Here is a 13561-nt window from a genome sequence, read left to right on the forward strand (position 1 = left end):
GTGATAGGACACGACGAGTGTGCACACCTGCTAGTTGTCGACAGCAGGCAAGTACGGACACGAGTAGGTATCTCTATGGAATAGCTGGCCCCTACGGTGATCTTGTGATCATAGAATGGCCCGCCAACCAGCCGAAATCGGATCGGATCGCAGAAGTGATCAAGGATCGGATCCGTAACGGCACGTACGGGGTGGACGAGCCGGTCGCGAGCGAGCATCAGATCGTCGCGGAGTTCGGAGTCTCGCGGCCGACAGCCGCCAAAGCGCTCCGCAAGCTGCGACAGCAGGGTGCCGTCTACTCGGTCCGAGGGCTGGGGACCTTTGCCCGGGACCCAAAGGAGTGGATCCAGCAGGGCGAACCAGACGAGGGGTAAGTGTGACACGCTGTCGATTCCGCCGTCACCGGCCGCGATTCGAGCTGGACGTGTCATCATGGCCTCACTCTTGGTGGCAGCGTGGTGCGACCATAATGACCGTGTACCGTACACGTCGGCAAGTACCGTACACGTAGAAGTTTGGCGGCCGTGCCGTCACACTAGGCGCCATGGCTACGAAGTCCCCCACGGTTCGGCAACGCCGTCTGGGCCGTGAGCTGCGCCAACTCCGCGAAGCGGCTGGCCTCAGCTCGGATGCGGCCGCTACTCAACTTGGCTGGTCCAGACCGAAGGTCAGCCGGATCGAGAACGCCAGGACGATGCCGAGCACGGTCGACGTCGCCGATGCCTGCGATCTGTACGGCGCGGACTCTGCGATCAAGGCAGGCCTGATTCAGCTCTGCCGAGATGCCAGCCGTCGCGGCTGGTGGACCGCGTACAGTGACGTGTTCACTGGCTCCTATGTAGCGCTCGAGGCGGAGGCCACATCCATCCGCACATGGCAGCCACTCCTGATTCCGGGGCTGCTTCAGAGCGAGGACTACGCCCGCGCGATCATTCAGGCCGCCCGCCCCGGCCTCGCAGAGGTCGAGCTGGAAAGACGTACGGACGCCCGCATGGCACGCAAGATCAACCTCCTGGGGTCGACACCGACCCTGCATGCGCTCATCGACGAGTCCGTCCTGTGCCGCTCAGTCGGACCACCCGAAATCATGCGCCGCCAACTGGATGACATGCTCCAGGTGGCTGCGTGGCCCAACATCACGATCCAGGTCATACCGTCGGCGGTCGGACCACATGCAGGATTGGAGGGCCCCTTCACCATCCTGGAGTTCAACGAACCTGACCCAGCGGTCGGTTACGTGGAGAGCCAGGCCGGTGACGTGTACGTCGAGGCCGCCGACCAAGTGCGTTCCCTTACTCTGACCATTGAGCGCCTAATTCAGGTGGCGCTGTCCCCTGAGGAATCCGTGGCGTTCATCACCACGTTCAAGGAGAGATCATGACCGACTTCCCCAACGGTCCGAAGTGGCGCAAGAGCAGCTATAGCGGCGGCGGGAACGACTGCGTCGAGGTGGCCTCGAACCTGCCCGGCCTGTTCGCCGTCCGCGACAGCAAGAACCCCTCCGGCCCGGTGCTCACCTTCTCGCCGGCCGCCTGGCAGGAGTTCCTGACCACCCTCCGCTAGCCGGGTGCGGCCCCCGTCACACGCCTATTGCGACGGGGGCCGCCCCCCGCCGGCTGGCAACCAGCCACCCGAGGTGTGACGACGCCAGGGTCTGGATTTCTCGCGCCGCCACACCAGCCCAAAAGCATTAATTCAGTCCTAACAGAATCGGCTTTCGGATAGCCAGATATTCGGAATGGCCGGAATACGACTTCGTTAAGTGCCGCTGACGATCTCCCGTGCGGCCGTCCGCGCGAGCCGTTCACCGCGGCGCACCCGGCGCCCCGGCCGATGCCGCGCCGACTCGCGCGCGAGCGCCAGGCGCTGTCGCTCGGCGCGTTCCTCCTCCGCCCGCGCCTCAGCGCGCTCCGCCCGCGCCCGCTGCTCGCCGGCGGCCTTGCGCTCGGCCTTCAGCTGCGCACGGGCCTCAGCCTCGGCCCTGGCGGCGGCCGCCGCCCGCTCGCGCAGCTGCTCGACCTCCTCGGCCGCCTCCCGGACCTGACGGCCCGCGTCCGCCAGCCCCCGCGCCAGCTGCTCGCGCGCCTCCCGCGTGTCCTCCTGGGCCGCGCACATCGCCTCCTCGGCCTCGCTCACCCGCTCGACGGCCTCGCGGGCGGCGGCGCGCGCTTCCGCGGCTTCGGCCTCGGCCGCCTGGCGGCGCTCGACCTCCCGCGCGAGCTCGGCGCGGGCCTCGGCTACCTGCCGCGCCGCCTCGGCCTGGGCCGCCTCGATCTGGGCCTCCATGGCCTCGATGTCGGCGGCGCGGTCGAGCTCGGCGAGGAACCCGGCGAGGCGCTCGGCTAGTTGCTCGACGTCGGCGCGGATCTCGGCCTGCAGCCTGCCCGCGCGGCCGATCGAGGACTCGACGGGCCGGGCGTCGTCGACGGGGCGGCCGCGGCCGCCGCCGGCCGCGCGGGCGAGGCGCTCGCGCTCGCGGAACGCCGACAAGGCGGTGTGCTGGCGCCGGTCGTGCTCGTCGACCAGGTCGCAATACTTTCGTGGGGCGCCGCGGCGGGCGCCGGTCGAGGGCATGGCCGCGAGCCGGGTGCAGCCGGGGTACGCACAGGTGGGAGCGGCGACGGACAGGCTGACGAGTTCCATATCTGTTCATTTCCTTTCGTTCACGCGAAACGAAATGGGGATGCAATGCAATGCGATGGAATGGAAATCGAATGAAACGGAATGATGAGCCGCGGTGCGGGCACGGGCGGGCGCCCGGGCCGCCCGCCGCTCAGATCCGGTCGCCAGGCGAAAGCCGGGCATGAACCTTGCGGGCCCGATCGCCGGCCTTCTCGGCGGCGTAGTGCTGCACCATCGACAGTGACCTCCATCCCGCGACCTGCATCAGGTCGAGTGGGTCACCGCCCTCCTCCAGCCACATGTGCGCCGTCGTCCGCCGGAACCGGTGAGGGTGAACCTGACCTTCGATGCCCGCCTGCTCCCCGCGCCGATCCAGCATTTGCTGGATCCCGCGGACCGTCAGACGGCCCTTCGGGCTCAGCCACAGCCAGTCCAGCTCGACCGCGCACCGGTGGCCGGCCCGCACGCGCAGATACCGGTCCAGAGCCGCGGCCGCACGCTTGCCGATCGGCGCGATGTGCTCGTCGCCTCCCTTCAGCCGGATCCGGAGCTGGTGGCGGCTGGGCCACACGTCGTTGCGCTCGGGATTGTCCGGGACGTAGCGCAGCCCGGCCAGGCCGCTGACGCGCATGCCGTTGTCGACCAGGATGCGGATGATCGCGGTGTCGCGCCGGTCGGCGAAGGCAGCGCCCGAGCAGACCTTCAGCAGCGCGGCGATCTCCTCCTCCGACAGGGGCGGCTTGACCTTCGTGGCCACCTGGGGCGCCTTGACGTTGATCATCGGTGACTCGCCGTGCCGCTCCCTTTCGTCCGCGATCCACTTCCAGAACACGTTGAGGGCCCGGTACACCTTGTGCGCGCTCACCGGGCTGGTGCGGTCGAGCTCGGCCTTGAGGCATGCGCGGACGTGCGCGGCCTCCACGCCTTCGGCGTGGACGGGCAGATCATGGTCGCGCAGGTAGCCCAGCAGCGCGTGCGCCGAGCCGACGTAGGCCTCGATGGTGCGCGGCGACTTGTTGGCCTCCTCCAGGGCGAGCCGCCAGGACTCGATCAGCGTCGCCAGGGGCGCACCGCCGGGGGTGACGGGCTTGGGGCGCGCCCGCGGCCGCTGCGCGGCGGGGGGCGATGCGGATCTGCGGGCACGGTCGAACGCGATGACGTTGGTGGCGGGGTCCGCTGGCACGGGATCCTCCGGGTGGAAAAGCCGGGCGTGGCCCGGGTGGTGGTGGGTAGACCGAGTGGCGCGAAAGCCTACGCTGTTGCTACGGTGTACTGGCCGATCAGCTTGGCGATCTATCGCGTTCGCGCAGGTCACATGCTGTTTTCGAGGGGCCTTAGCTCAGCTGGCAGAGCGCCTGCTTTGCAAGCAGGAAGTCAGGGGTTCGACTCCCCTAGGCTCCACCACAAGAAAACCCAGGTCAGGGCACATTTCCCGACCTGGGTTTCTCATTTCAACCGACCTGTTTCGACTTCCGTGCCCGTTGCGTGCCCGATGCTCGCGTGAGCTGGTCTTTGGCGAGGTCCAAGCCCGAGGTCCAGGGGTGGCTGAGGTGGAAGCCTGATCACCCCGGGGCGCTCCGCCTTGACCCCCTGGCCCTGGCCCGCTCCCCTGACGGGTGGGACGACGGCGACGGGATGATCAGGCAGGTGGACCCATGCGCGTCGATTCGCATGCCTACGATCTGACACATGACCTCCCGCCAGGAAGACCGAGATCATGCTGCGCTATGGCGTGAATGCAATGAGTGCGGCGAGCGGTACCGCGTTGGATCTCGTGGAGAAGGCGGGCCGTTCCACTTCCGGGCAATCCGGATGTATGCAGAGCCAGGAGGGAACGCCAGGGTCATCGGTCACTGGCGTTCGGGAGACTGGCGTCCAGGCGAGACGCTTGAACTACGGCGACGGGACGGCCATAGAGTCGTGATCATTGGGGCTCAGATGGAGCCGGCTACTAACGAAATGACTGAGCTCAGAGGACAACGGATGCTGTTGGTGCCGGAGGATCGGTCGCTCCAACCTGGCTGCATCTGGGCAAGCTCTTCGAGTGAACGGCCCGAATAGATAGATCGAGGCCTGTCACGTGGCCCGTCAGCAGGCCAGCCGAGGAGTGTTAGGCCTCGCCTGGGGATCGGCAGCTACGAGGAGGACGGAGGAGGACCAGAGGCCGGGCGGTACTGCAACGCGTACTGCAACAGCCCCACACAACCGCTTACGATCACGGCCGTCGGCAACCATCGCGAGCCAGGCCGCAGCCCCAGGATCACGGGGCGGACGGTCCTGATAAGGAAGCAATCAGTGGCAGCACCGGCCGTGAGTTGGGTGTGTCAGAGGGCAGACGAGACGGCACCGCCGGCGAAGTCTCGGAACGCGCCCAACATCTCGCCGAGGTTGAGGGGACCGCATGCTCCTTCGAAACGGGCGCCATTGCTCCAGACATGGAGCCAGTCATCGTCGGTCCGCTCGACTGCCAGGCGATCTAGTGAGGTGCCTGCGAGGGGCGTATCCACAAGGTCGATCTTCAGGTACCACCCTGGGTTGTCCAGGGTGTCGATCACCACGCCGTAGCTGTGTTCCCAGTCGTCGTTGCAGCATGAGGCGTACCAAGTCTGAAGGAAGGCGAACGGATCTGCGACCATGTGGCGAGTCTTCCAGTCGTGCCCGTTGCGTGCCCGATGCCTTCTTGAGCTGGCCTTCGGCGAGGCTGTCATGGCGACGATGCTCCACGCCGCCGCCCGCTCCGCACGCCGGGCGTTCAGCGTGGGTGCCGGTCTTGGCCGTCGGCGGGAACGCGGGCCGCCCGCCGCACTAACCCACACTCGCTGCGCGCCGTCGCCCGGCCAGGCAACCTCACTGCAGGCCGAAGCGGGTGCGCCGGCTCACCAGGACGATCAGTCCTATCTGAATGGCGAGGATCACCAGTGCGATCAGCCCCGATACGCCGGACATCTCTTCCTCCGAAATCCCGCCACCGCAGCCCGTTATGTTGCCTCCCTCATATATGACGCAGTCGCGTCCGAGGATCATCACCACGATGTACCAGTTGATGAGCAAAAGCGGGACCGCGCCCAGGAGTACGGCCAGCGTGATGTATCTCCCCCTGCCGCCTGCCGGGTTCGTCTTCGCCGAAACAAGTTCGAGAGGTCTGCGCATATCCAAATCATGACTCACTCAAACACATAAGCACAGGCAAGCGATCAAGGCGTGACTGTTCAGAGGGCGTTACGCAAGTTGATGTCCCTTCCGTCGCTGGCGCTCGGGATGGCGTGCTGGTCAAGGGCTCTGCGGGGCTACGGTCGAGGCTGAGCGAACAATCTGGGCTCGTCCTCGACGAGGAGGTCGCGGCCAGCACGTCCTCGTCGCCGCGGGCACCAACCTTCTCCGGCTTGCCGATCACGACATTCCGGGCGTCTACCCCCGACGGCCGACTTCGCTCTCTTCGGCCGTTCGAACGCCTCATCCACGACCTGCCACCATCGTGAAGATCACCAACAGCATCCAGGGAAAGCGTCAGAGCCAGAATCGCGTAGCCCCATCACGTGGCCGGGGGCCGCAGGCCGAGCCACTGCTCGGCGTCCCAGGCCTGGAACCGCTCGACCTCGGTGAACCCCAGCTTTGCCGCGAGGCGCATCGAGCCGACGTTGGCGCTCTGGGTGGTGAGCACCACCGGCTCGCCGGGAAGGGCGCCGTCAAACCAGTCGAGTGCCGCCGCGCACGCCTCGGCGGCGTACCCTTGCCCCCAGGCCTTCGGCAGGAACAGGTAACCGAGATCGGCCTTCCCCACGGCAGCCGGGCGACGGTGCCCGGCCGCTCTCCTGAGCAGGATCTGGCCGATCATCGCCCCGTCGAGCTCGACGACGAAACTCCCGGGCCATCGCTCGGGCACCTCGGGCATCTCACGCTCAAGCTCGTCACGCGGGCGGGGACCGCCGAGGTAGGTGTGCACCTCTGGCGAGGCGAGCAACTCGATGAACGTTGTACGGTCCCGCGCCTCGGGCTCACGGAGCACGAGCCGCTCGGTCCGGATCAGCTCAGGCGGCCAAGTCACATGTCCTAGATCTGCCATGCGCGCAAGCTAACAACCCTGTAGGACGACGCTCAACTTGGGCATTAACGCGTGGCTCACCGGCCGAGCTATGAGCGCGGCTGGGTGAACAATCCCGGCTCGGTCTCGACGAGGATGCCGCGGTTGGCCAGGTGTTTGAGTTTGGCGCGAAGGTTCTGGATGTCGTTGCGTGTCAGGGGCAGGTCCATGGCCAGGGTCGGCTCACGGGCGCGCAGGGAGCCGCCGGCCTCGCCGAAGACGGTGAGAATCTGCTGGTAGGCGGGGTGATCGGGGACAGTCGGCGGCGCGGCCGGTTCGGCCGGGGTGAGGTCCTCCTCGGCGAGGGAGATGAGGGTCTTGTGGCTGATCCGCAGGTGCTCGATCGCCTCGCTGAGTTTGCCCAGGCGCGCGGTGAGAGCGTCGATCTCCGCCTGGGTCTGCTCGATCTGGCAGTGCTCGCGGGCGTCGATCCGGTCCAGGAGCCAGCGTGGAGGTCAGGCACGTTTTCCCAGGTGATTAAGCCGATTTGCATGCAGGAAGTCAGGGGTTCGACTCCCCTAGGCTTCAGCCCAGGTAAAAGGCCGCCTCCCGCGATCGGGAGGTGGCCTTTCGATGTGCGCCCGGCATGGGTGATCGCTTGGGGGTGGAAGTGCCCTGGAGGAAGAGGTGATGCTGACTCCGAGCCGGAGGCAAGGGCGTTGTCGTGAGGTGGGGTCTGGAGGAAGCCCGAGGCGAGACCCTGCACCGAGGGACACGAACGGCGTACGAGGCCGGATGGGTCTGGGTGAGCCTGCAACGGAAGGTGAAGCCCGTCATCGCCGACAGGACCGTCAGGTGGACGCGGCGGGCGTAGGGGAAAGTGATCGTTCTTACCTGGGGAGATCTGTCTGGGGTCGGTTGTGCTGTGGTTGTCGCCGCGCCGACGGTCTTGGCCGTGAGGCTGGGGCTGACCAGGCAGAAGTCAGCAGAGATGCGACCGTCTGCGCAAGTGACGTCCCAACTGCGTCAGCCATGGCGGCTGCTTCTACCCACTGCACGCGAGCACCATGGCGGTAGGCACCTACAGGAACCGTCCCTGCTGCCGGCTCCAGGTGTGTCAGGTCGCGGTGGGGGTGTCGGGGGCTGCGACTGGCTGGCCGGCGGTGGTCATGAGCGCAAGGGCGGTGCTGCGGGTGTCGACTCGCGTGTATTGGAGGGAGACGGCTGCCGAGGCCCTGACGACGATCCCGTAGTCGGTGCCGACAGGGATCTCAAGACCTCCCATGTCCAACGGGTCGTCGAGCCGGAAGTGCCTGACGCGACCGGCGCCACATACAAGGCCCTCAACGGTGACGGGTGGCCGATCGGTGAAGAACACGTCGACGGCGAGCTGGGTGTCTTCGTCGGTCCGATTGAGCACGCACAATGCCTCGTGCCCGGGGGTATCCGGATCACCGATTGGTGGCCGCCAGCAGTCCGGGAACACCCAGGTGTGAGTTAGCTCGGTCATCAGACACGCGCCGTGCTGGGCCAGGTCGCGCGGGCGGAGTTCCAAGTGTCGATCATGTTTGTTCCTAGATGGTCTCGACGGTCAGAAGAGGGCGAGGGGGTTGATCAGGCAGCCAGTGGCCCCTGTGAGCCTGATCGGGGCCGCGGTGAACAGGAACTCGTACCGTCGACGCGTCGCACACGCTGCGGCCAGGTCGTCCAGACCGAGGGCGTCGAAGAAGTGCAGGCCCATCGCTGTGATGCCGAGGACGTGCACCGGAGCTTCGACGCTGGGGACTCGGGACGGCTCGACATCACCGTCGCCGTCAAACCCGAGGGCTGAGACTTCACGCTCCGCGAACCAGGGCATGGCGGCGACGTCGAGCCCTGCCTTTGCCTGTGTCGAGTCCCACGGTCCATCTTGCTCGCGGCGGGTGAACTGGCCGGTGCGGATCAGCACGATGTCGCCGGTCCGCACATTGACGCCGCTGCTGCGTTGGGCGGCCTCGAGCTCGTCCCGGCCGATCGCATGACCTGGGTCCAGCCACTGTCGGCCGTGCAGGGCGGCGATGTCGAGCAAGACGCCTCGACCGGTGATGCCGGCCTCAGCTACCTCCAGGCCGCCGGCGTCCTGGAACCGACTGGCCGGTACGCCGTTGTAGAGGTAGCCCTCATAGGCGACATGGCAGAGCGCATCGAGATGTGAGTGCACCTCGCCGTGGCATTCGACGCCGATGTGATCGGCGGCGAATCCGGTGGACGACTCTGCGGGAACCGAGGTCATCCGGTGCGCGGGCGGATTCGGGTTGTCCACGGTCGTGCGGAGTTCGAGCGGGCGCGCGCAGGAGACGGCGATCCCGTCACGCACCAGCCTGGTCGCCTCCGCGACCCGCTGCGGCGTCAGGTGATTGAGCGCCCCGCGGCGATCTTGCTCCCCCCACTTGCCCCAGGTGGAGCAACGCTCGAAGAGTCGTGCGAACTCTTCGGGGTCCATCGGCGAATGTGCGGATGTCATTGGTTTGCGGGCCAGGTCAGTTCGGGTTGATCAGGACGCCGCCGTCCACGAGGATCTCGGCGCCGTTGATGTACGAGGCTTCGACGGATGCAAGGTAGGCGACCGCGGAGGCGATCTCTTCCGGCCGTCCGAGTCGTCCGACCGGGATGCGCTCGACGTAGTGCGCCTCGTCTGCGCCCGAGCTCATGTGCTTGGCGACCATGTCCGTGGCCACGGTTCCCGGTGAGACGGAGTTGCAGGTGATTCCGTCGGGGCCGAGCACGATGGCGAGGCTCTGCATCAGGGACCGCACCCCGGACTTGGTCGGGCAGTAGGCGATCTCCAGCTCGCCGCCGACGTGGGCGCTGATCGAGCTGAGCGAGACGATCCTTCCGCCGTTGCCCGCGTCGAGCATGATGCGGGCCGCTGCCTGCGAGGCGAAGAAGGCACCCTTGAGGTTGAGGTCGTGAATGTTGTCCCAGACCTCCTCGGTGATGTCGAAGAGGGTCTCGTACGTGGACACGCCGGCGTTGTTGACGAGGACGTCGAGTCGCCCGTGTCGCTCGCGTACGTCGGCGAACATCGCGCGGATCTGGCTGACGTCACGCAGGTCAGCACGGATCGCCTCGGCGCTTCCGTTCCCGTCGGCGATGAGCCGCAGCGTCTCGTCGGCCGGGTCTCCGTCGTACGGGTAGTTGACGACGACGTGGAATCCGTCGGCGGCCAGTCGTACGGCGATGGCGCGGCCGATGCCTCGGGAGGCTCCGGTCACGAGTGCTACGCGCTGCTGCATCGGGGTTCTTCCTCTTCGTTGTTCGCCGACGGTGCGACGAGGTGTGCGTGTTGATCAGGCTCGCAGTCGAAGCTCGACAGGTCGGCTCACGAGACAGGATGACGTGACCGACCGAGGTCGAGGTGACGTCGTATCCGACGACACCCTGCCCCCGGTTCTCGGGGGAGGGCTTCGTCGACGATGCGGCGCTCGGGTCGACCGCTGCACTTACCGCCAGGTCAGCCCGCGAAGGTTACGCCGGACTCGCGAAGCACGTCGGCGAGCTTGTCGTAGAACTCCTTCGGCGCACGGTTGATGGGCAGGCGCGGGTCGCCCACGGGGACGCCGACCAGCTCGCAGCCGGCCTTGACGGCGGCCTGGTAGGAGGTCTCGCCGATCACAGTCATGATCGGCCAAATGCGACGCCACACGTCGTTGGCCAGATCCAGTGACTGCTTGGTGACCACGGCGTCCCAGAGCTCGACCGCGAGGCCGGGGAAGAAAGTGGCCGAACCCCACACGGACGCGCGGCCACCCTGGGCGAGGGCGTGCAGCGTCAACTTGTCCTCACCGTTGACTGGGATCACCTTGTCCGAGGAGTACTGGACGAGCTCGTCGAACAGCAGGACGTCACCGCTGCTGTCCTTGATGAAGCGGACGTTCTCGATCTCGGCGAGCTGCTCGAACTGCTCACGGGTCAGATGCTGACCGCTCGCGTGCGGCATGTGGTAGTACATGATCGGGATCTCGATCGCGTCCGAGACGGCCTGGTAGTGGCCCAGCAGGTCCGGCCAGATGTTCGGCTCATAGAACGGCGGGATCAGCATGACCGCCGACGCCCCGGCATCCTGGGCGTGCTTGCTGAGCTCGATGGCCTCCTTGGTGGTGAGGGCGGCGGTGTGCGGGATGACCGGGACCCGGCCGGCGGTCTCGTCGATGACGACCTCGACGACGTGCTTGCGCTCCTCGTGGGTCATGTGCATGAACTCGCCGGTGCTGCCGCACGGGATCATGCCGCCGACCTTGGACTCGATCTCGAACTGGACGAGTCGGCGCAGAGCATCGTCGTCGACCGCGGCACCGCCCTCGGTGAAGGGCGTGGCGATCGCGGGGATGATCCCCTCGAGGGTGAGGACGTCGGGCATTTCTCTTCTCCTGGCGTTGGGCAGGGTTCGGGGTGGGTGGTGTCGGCCGGTTTTGGCTGGAGTGGTCAGTCGAGGCCGGCGTGAGTCGCGATCCAGCGACCATCGACCCGACGGGCGATCCCGAGCGGGTTGCCGTCCCTGAGCTCGGCGGGCAGGAGTGCGGTCGGGAAGTCCTGGTAGGCGACCGGGCGGAGGAATCGGCGGATTGCCAGCGTGCCCACCGACGAGTGCATCGGCGAGGTGGCCGCCGGCCAGGCGCCCCCGTGCATCTGCGCCTCGGTGACACTCACGCCGGTCGGGACGCCCGCCCCGAGCAGCCGCCCGGCCTTCAGGCGGGCGGTGGCCACGATCGAGGGCGTCAGCTCCGGGTCGCCGGCGACTCCACGCAGTGTGAACGTGAGCGAGCCGGGCAGGACGGCGAGGATCGCGTCGAGCTCCTCGGCGTTTTGATAGCGGACCGCGAGCGCAAAGGGGCCGAAGAGCTCTTCGAGGTAAGGCTTCGGGTCGGCGAGCAGGTCGGCTCCCGAAACCGTGCAGAGCGCCGGTAGGGGACCGCCGTTCTCCTGCTGTCCGAGCGCGCTCCGGACCTCGGCCCGGGTCGACAGCGTCGCGACGGAGGTTTCGTAGCGCTTGGCGATGTCGTCGCTGAGCATCTGCCCCGGGCTCGTCGCCGTGAGGGCCTCGGCGAGCAGCGTGGCGAACCGGTCGCCGTCGGAGTCGGCGGGCACCAGCAGGAGGCTTGGGCGGGTGCAGAGTTGGCCGCTGCTGCCGGCGATCGAGCCGGCCAGCTCGGAGGCGAGCCCTTCGGCGTCTGTGGCCGCGGCGGCGCGGGTCACGAGCACCGGATTGACGCTGCCCAGCTCGCCATAAAAAGGAACAGGGTCCGGGCGCGCGGAGGCGAGGTCGAAGAGAGCCCGACCGCCGGCGGTCGAGCCGGTGAAGGCCCCGGCGCGGATGTGCGGGTCCTGGATGAGCGCGAGCCCGGCCCCGAATCCGTGGACCACCTGGACGACGTCGGCAGGCAGGCCGTGGGCATCGGCGATGCGACGGAGCAACGTGACGCTCAGGTTCGCAGTGCGCCGTTGCAGTGGGTGCGCCTTGACCACGACCACGCACCCGGCCGCGAGGGCAGAGGAGGTGTCGGTCCCGGCAGCGCCGAAGGCGAAGGGGAAGTTGGATGCGGCATAGACCGCAACCGGCCCGACTGCGACGTTCACCCGACGGAGGTCGGGACGTGGCGGTACGAGTGCCGGGTTCGGGGAATCGATGGTCGCCTCGAGCGGGGCGCCGTCGGCGAGGACCTCAGCCATCTGACGGAACTGGCTCGCGGTGCGCGCCACCTCGCCCTCCAGCCGCGGACGCGGCAAGTGGGACTCGTCGGCGGCGACATCGACCAGCTCGGGTTGTGCCTGCTCCACGGCGTGCGCCCATGCCCGCAGGAGCTCGATGCGTGCTGGGAGCGACAGTTCGGCGTACGCCGCCTGGGCGTTGTGAGCACGCCGTCCGACATCTGCGACGTCGGTCGTGGCGTAGATGGGCTCGGTGTGAACGGTCATGCGCGCACCGGGACGCCGGCACGCTCGCCATCGACGGGCGAGGCGACCGCTTCGGGGTACGAGCGCTTCAGGTGCTCCATGCCGGCGACGGCGCGCTGGACTCGCGCAGACGCCGAGGACACCACCAGGTCGGCGATGTGGCCGCCGGCCGGGTAGATGTTCGGAGCGTTCTTGAGCCCGAACTTGAGGAACACCGGGGAGCCGATGCGCACGATATCGCCGATGTCGTGGTAGCGCATGAACCCGCCGAGGTTGTCCATGCCCTCGATGTAGATGTCGAGAGCGGCGTCGGTGGCGGCGCGGAAGGCGCTGAGGTCGGCGATGGTCGTGTCGGTGGCGATGTTGAGAGACGTCGCTCCGGCCTGCGCGAGTTCGCGCGCTCCGACCGCGTTGGCGATGCCCATGAGGGCAGATGCCTTGACGACCAGGTCGGCGGGTAGATCGCCGGACTGCTTGGCGTCGCCGATCAGTCGGATGAGTCCCTCGTCGGAGACGAGCAGGCTGCGCAGGCCCGCGTCGACGGCACGCTGGACGTCTTCCCAGGCGGCTCGCAGGCTGCCCAGGCCGACGTGCCGAGCACCGAAGATGTTGCCGTCCGGCACGAGCGCCGAGGCGGCGGCGCCGTCCCACCGGGCCCGGGGGCCGACGAAGAGGCAGACCTCGACGTTGGCGTCGGCGCCGATGGCGACGTACTCGCGCAGGACGGCGTCGGTCAGCACGGTGATGCCGCTTCCCTGCGACACGCGGTGGAGCGGTACACCGTACTTTGCGCACTCCTCGACGATGAGCCGCATCGCATCGGGGCTTTCGACGCTCGGGATCTCGACGCGGTACTCACCGCCGTCGGTGAAGCGCTGCTGCGAGGGGCCCGGATTGCTCCACGAGTCCAGCAGTCGGTTCAGGTCACTTGAGGTAGACATCAGGTTCTTTCGGTCGTGTGGGAGTGGCGCTCGCGGGACGAAC

General features: G+C 67.5%; 14 protein-coding genes and 1 tRNA gene. 4 read left to right on the forward strand and 11 right to left on the reverse strand.

The features are described 5' to 3' along the window. The first annotated feature begins 104 nt into the window (after positions 1-104). The 3 genes from AB0H21_RS24485 to AB0H21_RS24495 all read left to right on the forward strand — a co-directional run bounded on the left by AB0H21_RS24485 (position 105) and on the right by AB0H21_RS24495 (position 1563). On the forward strand, positions 105-374 hold the full coding sequence (locus AB0H21_RS24485; RefSeq protein ID WP_358520495.1) for a GntR family transcriptional regulator: 270 nt from the start codon (positions 105-107) through the stop codon (positions 372-374). Between the two features lie 170 nt (positions 375-544). Beyond that, positions 545-1381, forward strand: coding sequence for a helix-turn-helix transcriptional regulator (locus AB0H21_RS24490; protein ID WP_358520498.1), 837 nt, complete (start codon positions 545-547; stop codon positions 1379-1381). Next, positions 1378-1563 (forward strand): DUF397 domain-containing protein, encoded by a 186-nt coding sequence (locus tag AB0H21_RS24495; protein ID WP_358520501.1) that lies wholly within the window; start codon positions 1378-1380, stop codon positions 1561-1563. The genes AB0H21_RS24490 and AB0H21_RS24495 overlap by 4 nt, the downstream gene beginning before the upstream one ends. Before the next feature lie 195 nt (positions 1564-1758). On the opposite strand, the gene AB0H21_RS24500 is transcribed toward AB0H21_RS24495, so the two are convergent. Continuing rightward, the gene (locus AB0H21_RS24500) at positions 1759-2643 is read right to left on the reverse strand and encodes a hypothetical protein (RefSeq protein WP_358520504.1); all 885 of its coding nucleotides are present in this window, start codon (positions 2641-2643) and stop codon (positions 1759-1761) included. Positions 2644-2773: 130 nt separating this feature from the next. Further along, positions 2774-3805: a tyrosine-type recombinase/integrase gene (locus AB0H21_RS24505; protein ID WP_358520507.1), complete on the reverse strand. Its 1032-nt coding sequence runs from the start codon at positions 3803-3805 to the stop codon at positions 2774-2776. 145 nt (positions 3806-3950) lie between these two features. On the opposite strand from AB0H21_RS24505, the gene AB0H21_RS24510 reads away from it, so the two are divergent. Continuing rightward, positions 3951-4026, forward strand: a tRNA-Ala gene (locus tag AB0H21_RS24510). Between the two features lie 920 nt (positions 4027-4946). Here the strand turns inward: AB0H21_RS24510 and AB0H21_RS24515 are convergent. From AB0H21_RS24515 to AB0H21_RS24555, 9 genes are all read right to left on the reverse strand, one after another. Further along, positions 4947-5258 (reverse strand): immunity 53 family protein, encoded by a 312-nt coding sequence (locus AB0H21_RS24515; protein WP_358520510.1) that lies wholly within the window; start codon positions 5256-5258, stop codon positions 4947-4949. A gap of 211 nt (positions 5259-5469) precedes the next feature. Then, complete coding sequence (locus AB0H21_RS24520) at positions 5470-5772, reverse strand: hypothetical protein (RefSeq protein ID WP_358520512.1); 303 nt, start codon at positions 5770-5772, stop codon at positions 5470-5472. 382 nt (positions 5773-6154) lie between these two features. Then, positions 6155-6685, reverse strand: coding sequence for a GNAT family N-acetyltransferase (locus AB0H21_RS24525; protein ID WP_358520514.1), 531 nt, complete (start codon positions 6683-6685; stop codon positions 6155-6157). Positions 6686-7760: 1075 nt separating this feature from the next. Then, positions 7761-8198 (reverse strand): sensory rhodopsin transducer, encoded by a 438-nt coding sequence (locus AB0H21_RS24530; protein WP_358520517.1) that lies wholly within the window; start codon positions 8196-8198, stop codon positions 7761-7763. A gap of 36 nt (positions 8199-8234) precedes the next feature. Continuing rightward, positions 8235-9125 (reverse strand): cyclase family protein, encoded by an 891-nt coding sequence (locus AB0H21_RS24535; protein WP_358520518.1) that lies wholly within the window; start codon positions 9123-9125, stop codon positions 8235-8237. Positions 9126-9162: 37 nt separating this feature from the next. Beyond that, positions 9163-9918 (reverse strand): SDR family oxidoreductase, encoded by a 756-nt coding sequence (locus AB0H21_RS24540; RefSeq protein WP_358520520.1) that lies wholly within the window; start codon positions 9916-9918, stop codon positions 9163-9165. Between the two features lie 218 nt (positions 9919-10136). After that, complete coding sequence (locus tag AB0H21_RS24545; RefSeq protein WP_358520522.1) at positions 10137-11042, reverse strand: dihydrodipicolinate synthase family protein; 906 nt, start codon at positions 11040-11042, stop codon at positions 10137-10139. 65 nt (positions 11043-11107) lie between these two features. After that, positions 11108-12598: an aldehyde dehydrogenase family protein gene (locus tag AB0H21_RS24550; RefSeq protein WP_358520525.1), complete on the reverse strand. Its 1491-nt coding sequence runs from the start codon at positions 12596-12598 to the stop codon at positions 11108-11110. Then, on the reverse strand, positions 12595-13518 hold the full coding sequence (locus AB0H21_RS24555; RefSeq protein ID WP_358520527.1) for a U32 family peptidase: 924 nt from the start codon (positions 13516-13518) through the stop codon (positions 12595-12597). The genes AB0H21_RS24550 and AB0H21_RS24555 overlap by 4 nt, the downstream gene beginning before the upstream one ends. Positions 13519-13561: the final 43 nt, after the last annotated feature.

The sequence above is a fragment of the Sphaerisporangium sp. NPDC051011 genome (assembly GCF_040653595.1).
Lineage (GTDB): Bacteria > Actinomycetota > Actinomycetes > Streptosporangiales > Streptosporangiaceae > Sphaerisporangium.

Coding starts and splice junctions, on each gene's coding strand:
- AB0H21_RS24525 (WP_358520514.1), bottom strand. CDS start 6,685: ATGGCAGATCTAGGACATGTGACTTGGCCGCCTGAGCTGATCCGGACC.
- AB0H21_RS24500 (WP_358520504.1), bottom strand. CDS start 2,643: ATGGAACTCGTCAGCCTGTCCGTCGCCGCTCCCACCTGTGCGTACCCC.
- AB0H21_RS24520 (WP_358520512.1), bottom strand. CDS start 5,772: ATGCGCAGACCTCTCGAACTTGTTTCGGCGAAGACGAACCCGGCAGGC.
- AB0H21_RS24535 (WP_358520518.1), bottom strand. CDS start 9,125: ATGGACCCCGAAGAGTTCGCACGACTCTTCGAGCGTTGCTCCACCTGG.
- AB0H21_RS24540 (WP_358520520.1), bottom strand. CDS start 9,918: ATGCAGCAGCGCGTAGCACTCGTGACCGGAGCCTCCCGAGGCATCGGC.
- AB0H21_RS24555 (WP_358520527.1), bottom strand. CDS start 13,518: ATGTCTACCTCAAGTGACCTGAACCGACTGCTGGACTCGTGGAGCAAT.
- AB0H21_RS24550 (WP_358520525.1), bottom strand. CDS start 12,598: ATGACCGTTCACACCGAGCCCATCTACGCCACGACCGACGTCGCAGAT.
- AB0H21_RS24495 (WP_358520501.1), top strand. CDS start 1,378: ATGACCGACTTCCCCAACGGTCCGAAGTGGCGCAAGAGCAGCTATAGC.
- AB0H21_RS24545 (WP_358520522.1), bottom strand. CDS start 11,042: ATGCCCGACGTCCTCACCCTCGAGGGGATCATCCCCGCGATCGCCACG.
- AB0H21_RS24515 (WP_358520510.1), bottom strand. CDS start 5,258: ATGGTCGCAGATCCGTTCGCCTTCCTTCAGACTTGGTACGCCTCATGC.
- AB0H21_RS24490 (WP_358520498.1), top strand. CDS start 545: ATGGCTACGAAGTCCCCCACGGTTCGGCAACGCCGTCTGGGCCGTGAG.